Origin of the sequence: Microvirga sp. HBU67558, assembly GCF_018069605.1 — a bacterium.
In the GTDB taxonomy this organism is placed as follows: Bacteria; Pseudomonadota; Alphaproteobacteria; order Rhizobiales; family Beijerinckiaceae; genus Microvirga; species Microvirga terrae.
In genome coordinates this window covers 39,157-60,063 of the sequence record NZ_JAGPUP010000553.1, presented here as the reverse complement: position 1 = coordinate 60,063, position 20,907 = coordinate 39,157, and the positions used below count along the sequence as shown (strand labels likewise).

14 protein-coding genes are annotated in these 20,907 nt (G+C 59.4%); 8 read left to right on the top strand and 6 right to left on the bottom strand.

The window, feature by feature from the left end; genetic code table 11:
- Nucleotides 1–687: 687 nt before the first annotated feature.
- Together KBI52_RS25415 and KBI52_RS25410 are read right to left on the bottom strand one after the other, a co-directional pair.
- Nucleotides 688–1,305 carry a CatB-related O-acetyltransferase gene (locus tag KBI52_RS25415; protein WP_247654650.1) on the bottom strand — a complete coding sequence of 206 codons (618 nt, stop codon included), beginning with the start codon at nt 1,303–1,305 and terminating at the stop codon, nt 688–690.
- Between the two features lie 774 nt (nt 1,306–2,079).
- On the bottom strand, nt 2,080–6,468 hold the full coding sequence (locus KBI52_RS25410; RefSeq protein WP_210812148.1) for a glycosyltransferase: 4,389 nt from the start codon (nt 6,466–6,468) through the stop codon (nt 2,080–2,082).
- 1,074 nt (nt 6,469–7,542) lie between these two features.
- On the opposite strand from KBI52_RS25410, the gene KBI52_RS25405 reads away from it, so the two are divergent.
- Nucleotides 7,543–9,126 carry a glycosyltransferase family A protein gene (locus KBI52_RS25405; protein ID WP_210812147.1) on the top strand — a complete coding sequence of 528 codons (1,584 nt, stop codon included), beginning with the start codon at nt 7,543–7,545 and terminating at the stop codon, nt 9,124–9,126.
- Between the two features lie 70 nt (nt 9,127–9,196).
- Here the strand turns inward: KBI52_RS25405 and KBI52_RS25400 are convergent, their stop codons facing one another.
- Entirely contained in the window at nt 9,197–11,113 is a 1,917-nt protein-coding gene (locus KBI52_RS25400; protein ID WP_210812146.1) for a glycosyltransferase family 2 protein, read from the bottom strand.
- Nucleotides 11,114–11,405: 292 nt separating this feature from the next.
- On the opposite strand from KBI52_RS25400, the gene KBI52_RS25395 reads away from it, so the two are divergent.
- Together KBI52_RS25395 and KBI52_RS25390 are read left to right on the top strand one after the other, a co-directional pair.
- Nucleotides 11,406–12,827 (top strand): mannose-1-phosphate guanylyltransferase/mannose-6-phosphate isomerase, encoded by a 1,422-nt coding sequence (locus tag KBI52_RS25395; RefSeq protein ID WP_210812145.1) that lies wholly within the window; start codon nt 11,406–11,408, stop codon nt 12,825–12,827.
- A 77-nt stretch (nt 12,828–12,904) separates the two neighbouring features.
- Nucleotides 12,905–13,852: an NAD(P)/FAD-dependent oxidoreductase gene (locus tag KBI52_RS25390; protein WP_210812144.1), complete on the top strand. Its 948-nt coding sequence runs from the start codon at nt 12,905–12,907 to the stop codon at nt 13,850–13,852.
- Between the two features lie 9 nt (nt 13,853–13,861).
- Here KBI52_RS25390 and KBI52_RS25385 read toward each other — a convergent pair whose 3' ends face one another.
- Nucleotides 13,862–14,881 (bottom strand): alpha/beta hydrolase family protein, encoded by a 1,020-nt coding sequence (locus KBI52_RS25385; RefSeq protein WP_210812143.1) that lies wholly within the window; start codon nt 14,879–14,881, stop codon nt 13,862–13,864.
- A gap of 164 nt (nt 14,882–15,045) precedes the next feature.
- Between KBI52_RS25385 and KBI52_RS25380 the strand changes: the two genes are divergently transcribed.
- From KBI52_RS25380 to KBI52_RS25370, 3 genes are all read left to right on the top strand, one after another.
- Nucleotides 15,046–16,377 (top strand): solute carrier family 23 protein, encoded by a 1,332-nt coding sequence (locus KBI52_RS25380; RefSeq protein ID WP_210812142.1) that lies wholly within the window; start codon nt 15,046–15,048, stop codon nt 16,375–16,377.
- A gap of 132 nt (nt 16,378–16,509) precedes the next feature.
- Nucleotides 16,510–17,370, top strand: a complete 861-nt coding sequence (locus KBI52_RS25375) for an SDR family oxidoreductase (protein ID WP_210812141.1) — start codon at nt 16,510–16,512, stop codon at nt 17,368–17,370.
- 452 nt (nt 17,371–17,822) lie between these two features.
- Nucleotides 17,823–17,996 (top strand): DUF1328 domain-containing protein, encoded by a 174-nt coding sequence (locus tag KBI52_RS25370; RefSeq protein WP_009494036.1) that lies wholly within the window; start codon nt 17,823–17,825, stop codon nt 17,994–17,996.
- Between the two features lie 104 nt (nt 17,997–18,100).
- Here KBI52_RS25370 and KBI52_RS25365 read toward each other — a convergent pair whose 3' ends face one another.
- Together KBI52_RS25365 and KBI52_RS33520 are read right to left on the bottom strand one after the other, a co-directional pair.
- Nucleotides 18,101–18,646, bottom strand: a complete 546-nt coding sequence (locus tag KBI52_RS25365) for a sigma-70 family RNA polymerase sigma factor (RefSeq protein WP_173948524.1) — start codon at nt 18,644–18,646, stop codon at nt 18,101–18,103.
- On the bottom strand, nt 18,643–18,825 hold the full coding sequence (locus KBI52_RS33520; RefSeq protein WP_262265458.1) for a NepR family anti-sigma factor: 183 nt from the start codon (nt 18,823–18,825) through the stop codon (nt 18,643–18,645). The genes KBI52_RS25365 and KBI52_RS33520 overlap by 4 nt, the downstream gene beginning before the upstream one ends.
- 234 nt (nt 18,826–19,059) lie before the next feature.
- Between KBI52_RS33520 and KBI52_RS25355 the strand changes: the two genes are divergently transcribed.
- Together KBI52_RS25355 and KBI52_RS25350 are read left to right on the top strand one after the other, a co-directional pair.
- Nucleotides 19,060–19,866 (top strand): response regulator, encoded by an 807-nt coding sequence (locus KBI52_RS25355; RefSeq protein ID WP_173948522.1) that lies wholly within the window; start codon nt 19,060–19,062, stop codon nt 19,864–19,866.
- A 303-nt stretch (nt 19,867–20,169) separates the two neighbouring features.
- Nucleotides 20,170–20,691, top strand: coding sequence for a hypothetical protein (locus KBI52_RS25350; protein ID WP_173948521.1), 522 nt, complete (start codon nt 20,170–20,172; stop codon nt 20,689–20,691).
- Nucleotides 20,692–20,907: the final 216 nt, after the last annotated feature.

Here is a 20,907-nt window from a genome sequence, read left to right as displayed (position 1 = left end):
TCACTTTCACGGGCTTTAGCCTGAGTTACACTACTGGAACGAGTCGCGTGGGAGCACATTGTCTTAGCAACCTCATCCTATGGTGTTCCAATGCCAGACAGCGTGCGTCTAGAGAAATGGAGGCTTATCATCGATGGCGCGGAGTTGCCGTCGAAGGTCGTTTTTGAAGATGGTCGCCAACGCACTCAAGGGAATGACAATGGGATTGCCCTCAGAAGGGAGCAGACAATAAGCGACAACGGCGTAGCATCAAGCCATAAGCCTTCTCGGTAGAAATCCCTATCAGGCTCTGTGCACCTGGCACCGCCGGCTGCCAAATATTCGGTGAATTCATCACGCGGCGTCCTCCCGACGTGTCAAAATTCAGTGATGTCATTGGTTGGGCTTGTCGAAAATGTAAAGTCAGCGCCCCGTAATGGACCTAGCGTCGAAGCGATCCCTTCGACGCTGCGGGCGGGTTAATCCCAAAGTGTGTCCCGCAGGTCGCGGCCTCGTTAACTGATCTGCGACTGCAGCGGCCAATTGAAATGACAAGTTCGATTCTCTCAGCACTAACCTCGATCAAGACGGCTAACACTCACTCTGGAGCGTAGCTTCGTCCTCGCCAAATCATGAAGCATCATGACTGTCGAGATATCCTGTGCGGGCATTCTTGCTCGTTCTAAAGCATGAGTGCTGGAGGACCAGCTATCGTGATTTGAGGACGGCGGCTCTGAACTCTTTCGCACTATGTTTCAGTCTGTCGACAATTCCGGACCGTAATGACTTCGGGCTTTTCGATTTTCCAGTGGCGATAGCAATAAAGTGGTCGATACCTGGCGAGAGCAATTGCTCATAGACTGTTACAATCTTCTCCTGTGGCCAATTCCACCATTCAATTTGCAGCAGATGTTCGATCTGAGCGTCAGTGAACCTCTTGCGGATCATTCTCGCGGGATTGCCGCCAACGATGGTGTAGGGAGCGACATCCCGGGTAACGACAGCATTGGCTGCCACGCAGGCGCCGTCTCCAATGGTCACGCCTGACATGATCATGCAGCCTCTGCCCAGCCACACGTCGTTGCCAATGATTACGTCACCTCGACTATGCGGATGGCCCTTAATATGCTCAGCCACGGGATCAAGCACATTGAACGGATAAGTAGTCACCCAATCTGTTCGATGATTCCCACCAAGGAAGATGGTTACATCATCGGCAATGGAGTTGTACTTGCCGATCCTGAGGGTGGTACCTTCTCCCCAAGTGAGAACAGTCGGAATGCCATAGGTATGCTCTCCGATATCCCATCCGAGATCTTGGGCCATGTCACCCAGTGCTTCACGTGTATAAGTGACCATATCGTGAAAAACTTCCAGCGCAGTCGGTAAGAATTGACAGGAGACTGTACCTCTATACCTTGTTCGCTCCACGCAAGCTACCAATCAGTTTCACTTTTGGACAACATCGCGGAATAGCTATTTCTCCTGTTCAGCTATCGTCACCGCAATGTCCGGAGCATGAGTAACGTCTTATGAACCATTCGACAATGCTGCGGAACTTGGGAGGTTAAACTGCAAGTCGGCTAGTTTTAACCCACCGGTCGGCCGTTGCTAGACAGCATCCTCAGTAGAGACCCTTGAGTGCGCGCTGGCGCTTCCTGTGGCAGGGCTGATTGGGCTGCCGAGCCGTTCTCCAACGTCAGTTTGGCAACAGATCATGATGCCCAAAATTATAGGCCACACCCAATCCCTGAAGCGCTCCACGATGCAATTGGCTTGTCACGTGTGCGGCCAAGCGCTTCTATGCCCCACGTTCAGTTCACGGTCGGCTGCTGTGATGTTATCAGTGTAGCGCCTCCCGTTCGTGCCACGTGCAGTTGTTTCGAATGCTGGACCCATAGCGCTGAGACAGGGCACGCGCGGGTCCGACGCCTGGCTCAGTTTCTAGGTAAATGTCGAGATGGTGCGGGAACTGAAATGAATGGAGATCATAGCAGAGCCGTTCCGAGAGCGGTTCACCAAAGCCGCAGGGATACTCCCGTATCGATTAACGCACGATATCTGTGATCGGAGCTCTGCATCGAAGTTGCTGCGATCAGATCAGATATGCCACTCCCGCAACTTGCGCATGATTGTTTCGGCACGTGCATCGAAGGAATGATTTGCGGCAATGTAAGCTGCGATCTCGGCGCGCCTTTCAAAGTTCACCTCTTCTGAGTTCTTCATGAGCGATGCCAATTCCTCGCCATTGCGGTACACTTTGTACGCGTCCTTCGGCAGGAGGTCGGAAAGGCCTTCAACAGGATCGACCGCCAAATTCCCACCAGCCGCTAGGACATCAAAGACGCGGTTCGAAATGTATCCAAGGCGGCGCATATCCTCCCAATGATCACACAGAACCAGCCGGCTTGATGCATAGAACTCTCCTAAAATCGCATTTGGTACTTTTCTGCCTTTAAACCGATTGTCGCTAATAAATGGCTTCCAACCGCTTCCATAGATATGAATGTCCAAACTGTGCTCGATCGCCCATCGTACTGTATCTCGGAAGGCGCCGCGTGAGTTTCCAACGAACACGACCCGGTCTCTGGGATTTCTGACAGTTGTCGGATCGAATCTAAAACGAGCAGTGTCAGTGCATTGAGGCATATACTCCACCGGCACCTTACATTGACTTTGCAGGATTTCAGCATGCAGAGCAGAGGCAACGTAAACGTGATCGTATCTGTTGATTTCCTGCGTTGGGACGTCCTCCGGATGGCTTATCAGCCATAGGATACTTTTCTGGTGTGGTTTGGGATTCAGGTCTTTTACACCGCGCAACACGATTACGGCATCGTCGGTGTCGGACAATGCGCATTCCCAATCCTCACGCAGGTCGACCCGGACCACACATCCGACGCGACGGAGAGCGCCTGCGAGGCTTTGAGCGAAGTGATAATCGCCCCAATCCCTCCCAACACCCGATGGAGCCGGACACTTGATCGCCACGCGAATGGAGTCGGATGAAGTCGCGAGAAGGTCTACAGCCGTCTTGGCCCGGAGCTTATAGGTATGCTTCTCGTTCACCACTCGACGGAGTTCCTCGACGCGCCGCTCCCGCTCCTCTTCGTGTGAGATCCAGTAGTTAAGTGTTTCGGTTAATGACTGGCGATCATGATAGGTCGGCACCAAGTCGCCAAATAGTTCACGAACGCCTTCAACTCCGTTTGATACAACAAGGCAGCCCGCAGCAATCGCGTCGAAGATCCCTCTTGTACAACTTCCCCACACTTTCGCAGTGCCTTGTACGTCATCGATTACGATCTTACTCGATGCGTAGACACTTGGATACTTAGTATAATCGACGGGAGCTATGCTGATAGCGGAGAGTGGGGTGCGATCCCAGTTCGCTCCAAGTATTATCCCTCGTCCATTGATCGATGAGGGATCCAGGTCGAATTGAATGGTTCTCGGACCACCATGATTGTTGCCTATGAAGCAGTAGTCGCAATCGAACTCTGGGAGTGGCCGATGGTCCGGAGAACGATTGATGTTGCTGGCAAGCGGCAGAAGCTCGACTTTGCGCCCACTGTGCGTCCGCAGGAAATCTGCGGCGCGCTCAGATAGAGCCCAAACATGGTCATATTCGTGAACGGAGGGATTCTCAATCCAGCTGCCATCACACTGCTGCACCCAGTTTACAGTCGTCATGTAAGGATTCATCGTCTTCACTTTAGTAAGACTGAATTCGCCTACCATGACGATCAATATGTCAATTCCGCCTAGGTTATACCAATCGGCTTCCCCCAGATACCGAAGGTGAACTGGCACGATATCTTGAAGTGCGCGACCAAGTTCGAGCGCAACGACAAAGTCGTCGCTGCCTACGGTATCTTTCACGATAAATCCGATAGTCGGACGCGCACCAGTCCAATAGCCGGGCCGGGACAGCACATCCCGACGAATATTTCGCCGAAGCCATTGAGCCCATAAGCGGTTGAAGTGATGGTTATTGTTACGGCGTCTGATCGCGGCGCTCTCGTCCTTGCTCCGGCTGTAGCCGTGGCGGTGAATGATCTCTAGGCCTTGGTCACAAAGTACTTCCTTCTCCAGTTGGCTTCTGACCTTGAAGCTTAGGTCGACGTCCTCAAGCCCGTATGAGTAAGTCTCGTCGAAGCCGCCGACAGCTTCGAAGTCAGTCCGCCGCATTGCGATAAATGCGGCGGTCACAGCCGGGCGTGATTGTCTGGCATTAGGGAAGATTGGCGTTTCTCTCGCCAGTCTTGACTCGTACGGCCGTAGACAACCATTCTCCGTTCTTGGCTTAGCAAACACCCCAACGTGTTGAACGGGGAGGCGAGATTCCCAACCTGGCGCCTCGACGAAATCTAAGAGCCTCGCTCCGATGATGCCGACGCGATCATCTTCAAAGGAGTCCAGTATGCGCTCATAGGTCGGATGTCGGAAAATGAGATCGTTGTTGGCGAATACCAGGATATCACCCGCTGCCTTCTTTGCTCCGAAATTGTTTGAGTCGCTAAAACTGAAATTACCCTTCCGGTCAAAGAAATGAATGTCGGCACCAGTACTTTTTGCTCTGGCGCAGACATCAGCGGAATCATCGGTCGAGTGATGATCGACGATGATCCACTCAAAGCGCTCGAGATCGCCGGTCCTCCGTGCTGAGTCCAATAAATCTTTTAGAACGTCCGCTCCGTTGCGGTTCAGAATGATGACTGAAATCTTCTGTTCCCGCCGCATCCTGCGGTGGACATCGAAAAGGTACGGCTCAGGGGCAAGGCTTGAGGCAATGTGATGTCCTGATGGTTTGATCTCGCGAACATTCTGAGCGACCCTTGGCCTTCCGACTGAGGGTTGAACGCTTACCTTGATGCTACCGGCTGCAAGGACGTTTGGCGCAAGAGGAAATTCGAATCCAACAAAGCCGCCTTCACCTTCTGCATTTTCAATATCCTCACGGAAGTGAGCGGCTTTCGTACGTGCATAAGGAACGTCATCGATTGTCAAAATTAGTTCTACGACGTCGCTCTGAGGATTGGTTCTATTCAAAGCCCAACCACTGACACGATTAGTTCTCGCAATCTCGACCTTGCCGACGATCAAGTCGCTCGTGCGCGTTGGCGCATATGCGAGCGAAAGCGCAGTCTCATTCTTCGGATGAGAGGAGAAGCCATTCCAGTTTACGAGCAGGTCCTCAAAGATGACGTCATCGTCCAAGGCTCGGATTCGGACACTGTGTCCGAGGAGGCGCTCAGGAATTTCGTGCGAGATGCTGAAGTGCAAGGCAGCCTCGGGGAGGCTGTATTCGAGGCTCCCAGATCGACTGTAGGCGAAGAACGTCGCCCGGGGGCTTGAGGAGTTACCGAGTTCGAGTGCGAGTTGGATTGGAAGACCCGGATACTTCTCGTTGATCACCCAGCCTGAAATGTTGAGTGTGAAGTCTTGTACGTCAGCCGCAAGTATCCCGAGCCGGATTGGCGAAGATTTGTTTGGTCGGATTTCTGTAGCAGATAACTCGACCCCTGCTTGCGGTCCTACAGTTCGTTGCTTTTGATCCCATCGAGAGTAGTGTCCCATATCTATGGGAGTCGGATGAACCTTCTTTCGTCTCGCCAGGGCTTGAGCTTTCACGCGGGCCCGCAATGCGGTGAGGCGCATCCGTATTCGTTCTGGCGTGAGAAGCCACCAAACCGCCTTGGCGCCATATCGGATCGCTGCGCGGACAGGTTTGGGAATACGCGCGACAACTGTGCCGAGCTGCTGAAGTGCTTCCTCTTGGGCTGTGATCTCTGCCGTGTGTTGCCGCTTCTGCATTGAGATGTCGGCGCGAAGTCTGCGTTGTTCGGTTACAGCGCTAATGAGGCTTGCCTTGGTCTTTTCGAGTTCAAACTCTTCTCTCACAGCACGTCCTAGCTTCGAATAGGTCGCACGAATGATGTCGATGTCTCCGTCGCGCAGCGAAAATAGGGATTGAAGAGGTGCTCGTATCTCTGTTCCGACTGCGATCACCCCCAATCCGGAGCCGTGAGTGAATTCGAATGACGGGAATCTTGTCTTCAATTCAGACCAAAGGCGCCAGGCGCCGATGTTGTCGTCACGGACATTGATGTTGTGAACAAGGAATACGCCTCGCGAGGAAATCTTCTTCTGCCACTTTCCAAACGTGGTTTGCATCGCCTCATACGTGTGGTGCCCCTCAAAATGGAGTAGGTCGATGCTTCCGTCAGCAAAACGCGGTATGATCTCGTCACATGGGCCCTGCATTACATGCGAAAAATCCGCGTAGTTCTGACCGTTCAGTGCATTTACAAGAGCAAAATCGCCCTCTCTAGGTGAGCCTGTAATGTCGATGCGTTCCCAAGTTCCTACAGAATAGCAAGATGTAACGTACTCAAGGCGGCGCACAGCTTGGCAGAAAGCGAGGTACGAGAACCCATCCTGAGTCCCAAGCTCAACCAATGTTTGCGGCTTGAGAGCTTCGATCAACCAAAAAGCAAACGGGCCGTGCTCAAGCCAGTCCGATCTGATCAGGTGCGAGCAAGGCCAAAAGGATGCTGGAGATATGCACTGAGTCCAGTGATTAGAGGCCGCGGCGAGGTGAGGCTCGGTCCCAAGAGGGGATGCACCGCTCGCGTTAGATTGGCTCATAGTCATTACCGTTGGTTGTGACGCTTGGCGCTAAGCCCGCTAAAGCTGTAAGACCAATAAGATCAGAACGTTGATATCGCAATACCTTAGCATCGAGCAGTTCTGCAGCACGGTATGCTCTAAGGGCTTTGGCAGATCCCCGAAATCCGGCGCCTCCGGCGGGTGGTGGTGTTCTAGGTGGAGGCTCGCGCTCTGGAGCTGAGATCACGAATGATCTTTTTGGATTGGGCACTGAAGCACGGAACTGAGTCATTTGCGACCAAGACATTGATGCGCCCGACTGGGCACGTCCGGGCTAGGCCGAGTAGGTGAAATTCGCCGCTTTCGGCAAGGAAGCCAGACTTCCCTATCCCGACTGGTTCGCCACCTGCGAGATGAAGTTGCGGCAGATCCGCACGCGCCGGCAGGCGAGTATTAGCAGAAAGTTGGCTCAGCCAGTGGGCTGCCATCCCGCATCCACAAGATTGCTGCTGTATGCCTCGTCATGATCGGCTGGTCCCTCAGAATGCAGGCTGACGTTCCAAGAGTATCGAACAGGGAAGCGATCTCCTTTGGCGGTCTTGCGCGATTTCTGCCTAGGGCGGGGCCGCGTCAGCGCAGCGATAAACTCGGCGGTTGCTCGGGGGAGCCAGTCTGGAGCGATAGCGTTCATCGCCCGCCTTAACGGTTGGGGATCGAGATTAACGTAGCCTTCAGAAGAACTCTCATGGCTTCCCATCGCGATCTACGGCATAGGGCGGCTCATGCCGCCCCGGCTGAGTGGCCTGAAACAGAAGCACGCTCAAGCCACTGAACGACCGGGAGGCCAGCGGCTGTAAAGAGGCGGATGCGACCGTAGGCGGGCGGCTTGCCCCGTCGTCCGCCCGAATGGTAAATCTCGCGCCCCACGTGCAGCAGGTTGACCATTCACCGATGAAACAGCTCCTCCGGCGAGCCACTGCTCGCCTCAAGCAGAACGATCTTCTCAGGAGGGCGGTGTTTCAGCTGAGAGCAATGTCGCCGGACCGCCGGACAGCGGTTCTCGGTCGGGCTGGCGCGCTCCTCGATACGGGAAATTTCAACCAGGCGGCCGAGTATCTTGCCCGCGCCGAACCCAAGACGGCGCGCGTCTGGAGAGCGCTGCTCAATGCGCTCCTCGCGGCGCATCGGTTCGACGAACTCGTCCAAGCCTATGAGGCGATGCCCCAAGAGGGCAGGGCGGATTTCGAGTGCCGGTACCTCCACCTCCTGGCGGCGGCCAACCTGAAGCGCTTCGACGTGGTCGAGCAGATCATCGTGACCGTTCTGGAGGAGCCGGGCAGCGAGGAGGCGTCGGTGTTTCTGGCGAAGGCGCACCTGTTCGCCGAGACCATGGGTCCGGACACCGGCAAGGCGGTGCTGAAGCGCGTCCTGGACCAGCGGGCAGCGCTGGCCGCAAGCCATTTTGACATCCTGTTGAAGTGTGCTCATCACCTCCAGTCTAGTGGTATGGTCGCGGAAGCGCACGAACTCGAGGCTGTGCTCAGGCGCGAGGCGCGCAGCGACCGGAATAGATCCAAGATCGACATCCTCGACGCGCAGATCCACTTTCGGAACGGCCGTTACGACCTCCAGCGTGACCGCATCAATGCTGTTCTCGTGCGCCAAGGTCTCGACCCGGTTGCCCTGAGAGATGCCCGTGCGCCCCTCTCCTGCGACAACGTGGTGGGAACTTCCGTTGCGGCAGATCCGATACGGGGGGCGCTGGTCTCGATTCTGATGCCGGCCTATAACAGCGCGCAGACCCTGTCCTACGCCCTGGAGTCCCTGCGTCATCAAACCTACCAGGATCTCGAGGTCATCATCGTCGATGACAGCAGCACGGACGAAACCGGCGTGATCGCCGCCCGGTTCTGTGACACTGACCCGCGTTTCCGCCTAATCACCCTGGAGCGCAACGCGGGCGCGTTCGTGGCACGCAACACCGCCTTGGCGGCCGCAACCGGCGAGTTCGTCACCAATCAGGATGCGGACGACTGGGCTCATCCGCAGAAGATCGCACTCGCCGTCGCCGAGCTGCAAAGAAATCGATCGGCGGTCGCGACATGGGTCGAGCACATCCGCTGCTCCCACGAACGAGGATTCCGGGCCTTGAGCGGCTATCTCCGGCCCGACGCCTCGTCTCTGATGTTCAGGCGGGAGGCGGTGATCGGACGGATCGGCTGGTACGACTCTGTCCGGGCGGCAGGCGATGGAGAATTCCATCTGCGGCTTGAACGAGCCTTTGGACGACAGAGCATCGTGAGGATCGGCAAGCTGCTGTCGTTCGTAAACTGGTCCGAAGGGACGCTCTCGGGCGGTGGAGTCTTCGCCATCGACAGCGAACTGGGGCTCTTCAGTCCCGTTCGCAGCGCCTACCGCCGGTCTTTCGGTCTCTGGCACGAGACGACGAAGAGTCTCTATATGCCATTCCCTCTCGAGACGCGCCCGTTTCCGGTCCCGGACAGTCTGCTCCCCGGATCAAACGCGCCAAGATGAAGGCGTCCGCTTCGTGCGATGCGGGTCTGGCTCCTATAAGCGGGCCGCTCAGGTACCTACGGAGGCCGACCTACAAGCCTGGAGCCTTCGGCGGGATAGGCGCGAGGCTGCGTAACGCGCCCATCAGCCCGGCCTCCTCGATGAGGAGCGGGGTGCACCCGAAAAAGTTCGCGGCGGCCTCTGCTTGGGAGACCGGCAGGTCGGTGCTGCCAATCACGTACAGGCGTTCGGCCGCGATTATCGGCAAGGGCGACGGCGGATCGTCGAGGAGAGCGGCATCCAGGAGAACAGCGGCTTTGCACGCCACGTTTTCACCGGGAACGATGTTCCCGACGAGTTCTTCCGCAATGGCAGCGCGGACCGAAGGCACGATATTGGCCTCGGCCCGTCTGAAGCTCGGCCAGTGAACGACCCCGAGCTTTAGGCCTGCCTCCGCCAGCGTCCGCCAGCGTCCGACGTCCTGCTCGAGAGGCCGGGCCGCATCGGCGAAGTTCCCGACGACGATGACGTCGATGTTCTGGATCGGCTCCCGACGTCCCAGGATAATCCGGGGAGCCGGAAAGCGCCGGTCAGGCGTCATGCGAAGGTCGGGCTCGGGTTTCGCCATCTCCGTGGCATGCCAGAAGCGGTAAGCTTCCTTGTACTGGCGTCGTGCGCCGTAGTTCACGGTTGCGATCCCGGCGGCCTTGGTCTGGGTGAGGGACGAGCCGCTGAACAGGATCAGCGTCAGAGGCGTTGCGGGATAAAGCTTGTTCGCCACGAGACTGTGCCGTGCCCGGATACGCTCGTACAACTCCGAGTCGGCCCCGAGCCGAGTGGCGTCCCAACCGCCGAGGTCGGCAAGGGTCTGCCTCTTCACGAGCAGCGAGGAGGTGTTCTCCATCAGCATTCCGGCCATGTTGGCCTTCACGTCGAACCGGAGATCCGTCGAGACCCGGACGCCGATCGTGGTGCTGATGCCCTCTGGGCGGGATGTTGCATGAAGCATCTGAGCGGCGAACTTTTCAGGGTGCGACCAGTCGTCGGCATCATGAACGGTGACGAAATCGCCCGTGGCGTGGGACAGGGCCGTATTCCTCGCGGCGTATGCGCCTCCATTCCGCTCATGTCGCAGCGGAATGACGCGATGGTCCCGCTGGGCAAAGTCCTGGATGACCTGCCAGGTCTCATCCGGGCTCCGGTCATCGACGACGAGGACTTCCAGGTTGCGCCACGTCTGATTGAGGATGCTGTTCAGGGCGATCGGGAGAGTCTCGGCGCAGTTGTAGGCGGGAACCAGAACGCTGAGCTTGGCGGAAGCCTCCGTGGGGCGTGGATGAGCAACGGTGAGGTTCTCGATGCTCAAGGGCGCATCATCGTTCAGTAGGCCGACCTTCGAAAATCCGCCTTCCTCGTAGACCTTGTTCAGCCACGCCAGGCGCTCGGCATCGGCGGAGCGCACCGACCCGGCCCGGCTTGCCAGAGCATGGCAAATATTCGCGGCCGAGAAATAGAACTCCGCCCGCATCCTCGTGTGTTTCGAGGCCCATAGCAGCCATGCCTGAGCTTCGTCCGGGCGGTCGAGGCGAAGCAGGCATTCAACCATCATGAGCTGAGTGTAGACGTTGCGGCGCATTCGGGGGAACGCCGTCGTCATGAGCACCAAGTTTTCGAGCGTGGCGACGTAGTTTCCATTATAGGCGTACCACTTCGCGAGGGACCAGGCCGTCGCGGCCAAGGTGGCACGGTCTCTTTGAGCCAGCGGTTTGGAAAGCTCGAGCTCCCTAGCGGCCCGTTCTCCAAAGCCTGACCAGATCTTGGAGAACAGGGGGTGCGGCTCGCGGTTGGGGTTGGGCTGCTGAAATCTCTCCCAGGCTTGGCCGTTCAACACCAGGGGAATGGAATCCAACCCGATCGCAAGCCTCCTGACCGGCTCCGGGAATTTCCGCTTGATGAGGGTTCGCGCCTCAGTCGGAAGGATACGCTTGAGGTTCTGTGCAATGCTCATTCGTGAGGATCACATCCCGAGTGCCTGTTGGCACGGCTAAACAGGGGGATTGTCGGTAAGATCGGAACCTATAGCTCTGTTGCGCTGATCTGCAAAGAGAGGCGGCCTGCGGCGTGGATCCGAGCTCCCGGTTGCAGGCTTCAATCGAGGTCAACAGCGCTTTTCGAACGTTCTGGGGCTGATCAGGCCGCCGGTCCAAGCTGCGTACCGGAAATGAGTCCCAAGAAAAACCGATTGATGAAACTATATTGCTACTCTAGGATGCGTATCATAGGTCGAAAGAAGGTTCGCCATGCGCGAGGGAAGCTCCCAGATCCTTCCCGTCATTCTCTGTGGTGGTTCAGGCGCACGTCTTTGGCCCGCCTCGCGGGACAGCAGACCTAAGCCTTTCCTCAATCTGCTGGGGCCTTATTCCACCTTCCAGATGGCCGTTCAGCGCGTCGCATCACCTGCTATATTCTCTCAGCCCGTCATCATCCTGAGCAAAGCCGCCAAGTCCGCCGCAGCGGATCAATTGGCGCAGATTGGCGCTGGAGCCGCTATCATCCTGGAGCCGGTTCAACGGGATTCCGCAGCGGCGATCGCAGTCGCAGCCTGTCACGCCGCATCGAGCGACCCAGAGGCGATCCTCCTGATCGTCCCCGCGGATCATGTGATCGACGACCCCGAGGCATTCTTGATGTCATGCGAGGCAGCGATCGAACCAGCGAGACAGGGGCATATCATGATCCTGGGCCTGGTGCCGCAGGATCCGGCCACGGGCTATGGCTATATCCGCCCGGGAATACGAATCGATGGCACCGCGGCCTTCAAGGTCGACAGCTTCATCGAGAAGCCCGATGGGTTCGCCGCCCAGGGCTATATCGAGCAAGGCTACCTTTGGAACAGTGGGATCTTCATGTTTCGGGCCGACGTGATGCTAGACGAGCTCGCGCGCTTCCAGCCGGAAATCCTCGCAGGGGCCCGGGAGGCGCTTCAAAGGGCCACTGCGGATCAGGACTCCATCTGCCTGCACGAGGGATCCTTCGGGCTCGCACCGAAGACGTCCATCGACTATGCCGTGATGGAGCATACGGACCGAGCCGGTGTCATCCCAGTTTCCTTCTCCTGGTCGGATATCGGAACCTGGGAGGCTTTGTGGAATGCCTCGCCCCGAGATGAGAGGGGCAATTGCCTGCGCGGCAACGTGGAAGTGACCGAGACTCGCAACAGCCTCATCGACAGTAACGGCATTCTCACGACCGTGGCGGGCCTTAACGATATCGTGGTGGTCACTAGGCCGGATGCGGTGCTTGTCGCTGCACGAAAGCGCCCGGATCTTGTGAAGGATTTTGTGGCGTCGCTGCGCGCTAAACAGCGTCCTGAAGCCAGTGAACCCGTTCGCATGGATCAATCGTGGGGGTGGTACGAGACGATGGATCGGGGCTCCCGCTTCCAGGTCAAGCGAATCGTGGTCAAACCCGGTGCAGGGCTCTCGCTGCAGCGGCATCATCACCGAGCCGAGCACTGGGTGGTCCTGCATGGGGGCGCGGAGGTGACGGTCGAAGGAAGAACCACGCTCGTACGGGAGGGGGAGGCAGCCTACATTCCGGTGGGGGCGGTGCATCGCCTTGCCAATCCGGGTCGCGTCTCGTTGGAAATCATCGGAATCCAGATTGGCAGCTACACGGGCGAGGACGACATCATCCGTGTCGAGGGTACCTGTAGCCGCTAACCGGCTTCGCCGTGGCGATCTTTTTCCGCCCTCGGGTGTTGTGCCTCCTGTGAGGCTAGCGGGAGGATTGTGCGGGAATGGGGTCGAACGGGGACATCCTGGATTGTCTGATCGTCGGCGGCGGACCGGCGGGGCTGACGACGGCGCTGTATCTCGCCCGCTTCAAGCGCCGCTTCGTGGTGGTGGACAGCGGCACACCACGGGCAGCCTGGATCCCGACCAGCCACAACATCCCGGTCTTTGCGGAAGGGATCTCCGGCAGGGACATCCTGGCCCGCGCCAGGACCAATCTGGAGCAGTACGGGCCGACGATCCAGGCAGGGCGGGTCACAGGCCTTCGCAAGCAGCCGGACCGCTTCATTGCGGTCGTGGAGGACAACGACGGCGGCATGAGCCAGATTGCGGCCAAGCGCGTGGTGCTGGCCACGGGCTCCGTCGACATCGAGCCCGATCTGCCGGATGTGCCCAACGCCGTCCAACGGGGACTCGTGCGCTATTGTCCGATCTGCGACGGCTATGAGTCCCGGGATCGGAAGATCGCCGTCATCGCGTACGGCTCCCACGGGATCGGGGAGGCGGTCTTCATCGCCCGCACCTATTCCCGCGACGTGACCCTGCTCACGTTAGGTCAACCCCTCGAACTGACCCCCGAGCAGCGGGGGAGGCTCGAGGAGCACGACATCAAGATCATGGAAACGCCCGTCGAATCGCTGGATATGGAGGAGGATCGCATCTCCGCCGTGCATATGGGCGGCAAGGAGCACCGGTTCGACGTACTCTATTCGGCCCTTGGGCTGACCTACCGCTCGGACCTCGCCATTGCGCTCGGTGCCGAGCACGACAAGTCGGGCGCCCTGACCGTCGACAACCATTGCCAAACCACCGTCAAAGGGCTCTATGCCGCCGGCGACATCGTCCGCGGTCTCGACCAGATCGTGGTCGGCATGGGTCATGCGGCGCTCGCCGCAACCCACATCCACAATCACTGCGAATTGCCGACCGAGGACGAGCCGGGCGGCGCGTGACAGGGCCTGTCACGAAAGCGCCTTGGCCAGGAGCGGCAGGCTGACGTCCATGCGGTAGTCGACCGAGGAATGGTCGTCGTGGAATTCCTCGTAGGTGTGAGGGACGCCGGCGGCTTCGAGTTTCCGGTGCATGATCCGGGAGCCGTAGACCATGTTGTATTGGTCGATGTCGCCGCAATCGATGTAGAAGGCCTTCAGCGTGCGCAGGTTCTCCTGAAGCTCGGGATGATCGACCATGCGCAGGGGGTCCCAGCGCAGCCAGTTGGCCCAGCGCTCCTCGATCACCTCGCAGGTCTGCAGATCCACCGGCAGGCGGACCCCGTAGAACTGACCCGGGTCCGGGTCGAAGCTTGCCGCCTGGGCGAGGAGCATCAGCACATGCCAATCCTTGTCCTTCGCCTTCGGACCGGCCTCGAACTTGCGCAGGAAAGCCTCGATGGACATGCCGTGGTCGACGAGGTGGCGCAGCGCCCCGGCGAACTCGCCGAGGTGATAGAGATATTCGAACCCGACGTCTCCGGAGTGGGAAGCCGCCGCTGACCAAATGGAACCGCCATGCCGTAGGGCATGGACCATGCTGCCGTAACCGCCCGAACTCTTGCCGAAGACGCCGCGGCGCCCATCCCCGCCGCAGCCGAAGCGTTCCTCGACGAAGGGGAGCATCTCGCGCACGAGGAACGTCTCCCAGGAACCCATGGCGGCACTGTCGACATATTGATTGCCGCCGAGGCGCGTGAAGCAGTCGGGAAAGGCCACCACGACCGGCGGCATGGCGCCCGTGCCGATCAGGCGGTCGAGGCGCTCGGGCACGTTCTCGCCGTAGTTCTTCCAGTTGGTATGGGCTGGGCCGCCTGCCGTATAGCCCACGAGATCCACGAGGAGGGGCAGGTTCCGGCCGTCTTGACCTGCCGGCACATAGACGTCGATCCGGCGACGGGAGGGATCCCCGAGAAGGTTCCCCTTGAGGCTTCGGCTGTCGAGCCAGAGGGTGTGAAGCATGCCTTCCGGAACGTCGTGATCTTTGCGCATGGTCATCCTCATCCGTCGCAATGGGGCATGATGTGGCGGCCAAGAGAGCACTTGTCCAGAATCCAGGCTCTCGCGGCGGTTAATAAGTCCTTATCTCACCTAGCCATTCCCGGGATCACGGGTCTACGGTGCTGCTCGATAAGCCATATCCTGGGGGAGTATTCATGTCCGACAGTTTCCTGCCGCGATGGAGCCTGAAGACCGAAGGCATCATCATGCCGGATGAGCGGCTGCCGACCGGCCAGATGATCGTCGTAGGCTTGCAGCATGTGGTCGCCATGTTCGGCGCGACCGTGCTCGCACCGATCCTCATGGGTTTCGACCCCAACGTGTCGATCCTGTTCTCAGGCCTTGCCACCATCATCTTCTTCTTCGTGGTCGGTGGTCGAGTTCCGAGCTATCTCGGCTCGAGCTTCGCCTTCATCGGGCCCGTTCTCGTGGCCACCGGCGCGAGCGTCGGCAGCCCCAACGGGAACATTCCCCTGGCGCTCGGCGGCATCATCGCGGCCGGCGCCCTTTATTTCCTCATCGGCCTCGTGGTCCAGCTGGCGGGACACCGCTGGATCGAACGGCTGATGCCTCCGGTCGTGACGGGCGCGATCGTGGCGGCCATCGGCCTCGTGCTCGCGCCGATCGCGATCAACAGCGCCTCAGGGGTCACGCCCGACAACCAGGCCGGCAGCGACTTCGCCCGCTGGATCGCTCTCGCCACCGTGGTGGCGGTGGGCTTCGTGGCCGTCTATGCGCCGGGAACGATGCGCCGCCTGCCAGTGCTGATCGGCGGCGCCGCCGGCTACCTGATCTACTACGTCTGCGCCAACATCCTGGGCCTCGGACAGCCGATCGACTTCACGAAAATCGGCCAGGCCGCGTGGTTCGGCCTGCCGACCTTCCAGAGCCCGGTCTTCGACGCGCGAGCCATCAGCCTCATCGCCCCGGTGGCCATCATCCTGGTGGCGGAGAATCTCGGGCATATCAAAGCCATCGGCGCCATGACGGGCCGCAACCTCGATCCCTATCTCGGCCGCGCCTTCATGGGCGACGGTATCGCCACCATGCTGTCGGGCGCGGCGGGCGGCACGGGCATGACGACTTATGCCGAGAACATGGGCGTGATGGCGGTGACCCGCATCTACTCGACGCTGGTCTTCATCATCGCGGCCGGTTTCGCGCTTCTCCTCGGGCTGTCTCCGAAGTTCGGCGCCTTCATCGGGACCATTCCGGGGCCGGTCCTCGGCGGCCTGTCCATCGTGGTCTTCGGGCTCATCGCCGCGACGGCCGGCCGGATCTGGGTCGAGAACCGGGTCGATTTCTCGAACCCGCGCAATCTCATCACCGTGGCGGTCGCGCTGGTCCTCGGGGCCGGAAACTTCAAGCTGAACGTCGGAGGCTTCACCCTCGACGGCATCGGCACGGCCACCTTCGGGGCAATCATTCTCTACCACATCCTGCGGATGACGCCTGAAACCGCCGAGCGTCCACACCCGGCGGAATAGCGCCGGCCCTTTCTCAGGAACAGGCAATTGGAGCCCGCGTTGAGCCCCAACGCGGGCTTCGCTTCTTTGGAGACCTGACCTCCATCCTGGCCGGTCGGGGGCCCGCATCCTCTTCTTTGACGGAATGATGCCATGAGCTCCGAGCAGACGCAGACCCTTCCTCCCCAAACGCAGGACCGGCAGCCTGGACACGAGACCGAAATGACCCCGCGACCCGAATACGAGCCCCGTTATCCCGGCAGCGGCCGGTTGCAGGGCAGGGTCGCGCTCATCACCGGCGGCGACAGCGGCATCGGGCGGGCGACTGCCGTTCTCTTCGCCCGCGAGGGAGCCGATCTGGCGGTCCTGTATCTGAACGAGGGCGAGGATGCGCAGGAGACGAAGCGACTGGTCGAACGGGAAGGGCGGGCATGCCTGACCATCGCCGGCGATGTCGGCGATCCCGGCTTCTGCCGCTCTGCCGTCGAGCAGGTCGTCCGGCGCTTCGGCAAGCTGGACGTCCTCGTCAACAATGCGGCCGAGCAGCATCCGAAGAAGGATATCGGCGAGATCACGCCGGATCAGATCGATCGCACCTTCCGCACCAACATCTTCGGCTACTTTTATATGGTGCAGGCGGCCATGCCGCATCTGAAGCCGGGCGCTGCGATCATCAATACCACGTCGGTGACGGCCTACCGCGGCAGCGCCGACCTTCTCGACTACAGCGCCACCAAGGGCGCGATCGTCGCCTTCACGCGCTCTCTGGCCCAGAAGCTCGCTGGAGACGGGATCCGGGTCAACGGCGTGGCTCCAGGACCCATCTGGACGCCCCTCATTCCATCCACTTTCCCGGTCGAAAAGGTGAAGCAGTTCGGTGCCAACACACCCCTGAAGCGTCCAGGGCAGCCGAACGAGGTCGCGCCTTCATACTTGTTCCTGGCGTGCGAGGACTCTTCCTACATCACAGGTTCGGTCCTGCACCCGAATGGCGGGGATGCGACGGAATCCTGAAAAGGGAAGGGCGGCTCAAAGGGCCGCCCTTTCTGTAAGCACCGAGTAGCGCGTCAGCGTCTGCGGCGGACGCGAACAGGGACGAGGCTTTGCTGCGGCGTCGCCCAGGCGAAGAAAAGCATGACAGCCGACAGAGACCCGCCAAGAACGAAAAGGACTTCTGCAATTTCGACTTGAGACACCGCACCAGTCATCGCTGCCAGGACAGTAACAACCGCAAAGATACAGAATGCGCGAAGGGCAACCGAACGAGTCATCGACCATCTCTCCCAAGTGATCTGGAAAACGTATGGGCTAGGGGCAGGTTCCATGTGAAAGAAAGCCTGCCCGAATACCTTTGAACGGTGGATGAACACAGTTGAGCGTGCTCCGATTGGAACCCTACAGTCGCGCTTGGCGTTGTTTGAACATCGTCGGCTTACAGTCGATTGTAAATTCAGCGAGGTAACACCATGCTCGGTTGGGCAGTCACTTTTCTCATCATCGCTCTGGTCGCAGCTCTGTTCGGCTTCGGCGGCATTGCCGGTACGGCTGTCGAGATTGCGAAGCTGATCTTCTTCGTAGCGATCGTTCTTTTCGCCATCTCGGCCGTGATCGGTCTGCTGCGGGGACGAAGCCCCATGTGATGTTGGCCTCGTGACGCCGATCAGGCGTCGAGGTCACGAACGCCGCCTCGCAAGGGCGGCGTTCTCGTTTATGAGGTGACGTTTGGGAAAGGAGAGGGGAACGGTCAGCCCTGCAGGGCCGCTCTTGTCATGCTGTCGGGACCGAGGTCTTCGATGTCCTCGACGTTCAGCAGTGACGCGAGGCGAAAGCGGGCACGATTCACGCGGCTCTTGATCGTCCCGACGGCGCAGCCGCAGATATGCGCGGCCTCCTCGTAGGAGAAGCCGGATGCGCCAACCAGAAGCAGAGCCTCGCGCTGGTCGGACGGGAGCTTGGCGAGCGCGCTGCGGAAATCCTCGAAATCCAGGTGGGAGCCCTGTTCGGGCTGAACCTTCAGGCGCCCTGCATAGGAGCCGTCGGGATCCTCGACCTCGCGGCGCCGCTTGCGGTACTCGGAATGGAAAAGATTGCGAAGGATAGTGAAGAGCCACGCATTCAGGTTCGTTCCCGGCTCGAACCGATGCAGATTGGCCAAGGCCCGGAGGAGAGTATCCTGAACAAGGTCGTCCGCCCTGTCGACCTGACCCGAAAGCGAGATGGCGAAGGCACGAAGGCTGGGAACCGCTGCGAGAAGAGCTTCCCGTAACTCCGGTTCGGGTTCTGGGGTCATTGAGACCCCTCCTTCCCCCCGTTCTTCTTGTCCAGCTGATCGAGCAGTTCCTTGAAACGGTCCGGGACAGGCTGCTGCATCAGTTCGTCATACATGGCACGAAGTTGGTCGCCGATGCGCTTCTGACTGCCGCTGTCGAGCTTGGGGTCGTTGGCAAGCTTATCGTCCTTGTCGTTCACGGATGCATCCAGAATGGCCCGAGCAAGCTTGTTCCCCTTATCGACCGTCATCTTCGTCCCCTTGCCATCCCAATTTTTTCAGGGGGATAGCCAATCTTGGCAATATCCATATATTCGTTTTCGAGCAATAACGCTGGTTGCTGCGCCCGGTTCCATCCATGGAACTTTCGCAGCTTCGCCGCGTTTAATGGTCCGTCAGTACAACGAGCCAAAAGCACAGTTAAGGGGAAGCGAATGTCGACAGCGCAGCTTGTCGTCCAGCATTTACCGTATCTTCGCCGCTACGCGCGCGCGCTCACAGGCAGCCAGATGGCTGGTGACGCCTATGTGGCCGCCACCCTCGAAACCCTCGTCAGCGAGCCCGAGACCATCGGTCCTTCCGGAAACGTGAAGGTCGAGCTCTTTCAGGTCTTTACCCGAATCTGGAATTCCCTGTCGGTGAACGGACGCAGCGAGCAGATCCAGCGCGACCTGCCGGCGGAGGTCCGTCTCGGCCAGATCACCCCACTTCCCCGTCAGGCCTTCCTTCTGTCCTGCCTCGAGGGCTTTGGAGAGGAGGAGGTCGGCCAGATCCTCGACGTCGACACGAAGACCGTCCGTGAACTCGTCGACGAGGCTGGACGGGAGCTCGCGGCCGATATGGCGACGGACATCCTCATCATCGAGGACGAGCCTCTCATCGCCATGGACCTCGAGGCCCTAGTCGAGGGCCTCGGCCACAACGTGACGGGAGTCGCCCGCACGAGGACCGAAGCCGTCAAGCTCGCTTCCGCCAAGCAGCCGGGCCTGATCCTGGCCGATATCCAGCTGGCCGATGGCAGCTCGGGTCTCGATGCGGTCAACGACCTCCTCAAGGCCTTCGAGGTTCCGGTGATCTTCATCACGGCGTATCCCGAGCGCTTCCTAACCGGCGAGCGGCCCGAGCCCGCCTTCCTGATCGCCAAGCCGTTCCAGCCGGCGAACGTCTCGGCCGTGATCAGCCAGGCCCTCTTCTTCCAGCAGAGCGCCCGGCGCCGCGAGCCCCGTGCTGCAACTGCCTGATCCTTCAAGCTGATAGGATTACCAAGTAATAGCCCGGCCGTTGGCCGGGCTTTTCTTTTATCGTGACGTATAAGCACAAAAAAAGACGGGCTGATGAGCCCGTCTTAGGTGCCGGCCAATGCACAAGGGGAATGCGGGGAGGACCAGGAGGCCGGTACTTTAAGAACGCCCTATCGAAAACAAAGGTTCCCAGCTTTTTTACCCCACTTTTTATTCTTCGCTCCCAGGGAATGAGGCAGGAACATCAAAGAAATGGTCGCGTTGTTTTTTCGAATAGTTGAGCTGGGATAGCAGGAGAGAGGGATGTTCCGCACACCTGTAGCTTTGGTCGGATTGGCTGGGGCTTTCTTCGTGGCCGGAAGCTTCGCACCATCGTCCTTCACCATGTCTCCGCTGGTGCAGTCGGAAGCCCTGGCTCTCGCGGCTCCAGTCTCGGTGAGGGGCGATCGGATCGCGGCGCCTGTTCCGTCGAGCCGGCCGGCAGCGGTTTCGATCGTGGAGCTGGTCGGCGTGTCCAACGCTGCCGTGATCCTGCGGGACCAGGAAGGCAAGGTGCTCTACAAGTCGGATCCCCGCTCCGGCACCACGACCTTCGCGCGGGACACGGACCTGCCGGTCGTGACCCTCAAGGAGGAGGTGCAGGGCCCGGTTGCACAGCACCCGGTTCGCCGCCAGGAGGGCAATGAGGCTCCGCAGAACCAGACCCAGAAGCCAAAGAGCCGCAACCCCATCGGCTGCGTCGGCGACGTCTCCCCGCTTGCCAAGGCAAGCGCCAACCGGATGCCGAGCCTTTGCCTCGCTTTCCTCGAGCAGTCGCTGTCCTGAGGACTTGATGTCCGGCATCTCCGCATCGGGCAAGCGGCTTCTCCGGTGAGCCGGCTGTCATTCGGTCTGGTCCGTTGCATCCCTTCAGCGGCGGGCAGCCGGGGTCGCACGATCCGGCCGGAACCAATCATCGTCAAGACTGTTGCCGTTATCGGCATGCTTGATGTTGCCTGTCATCGTGCAGGCGGCACAGGTACTTTGCCGCCATAAAATATT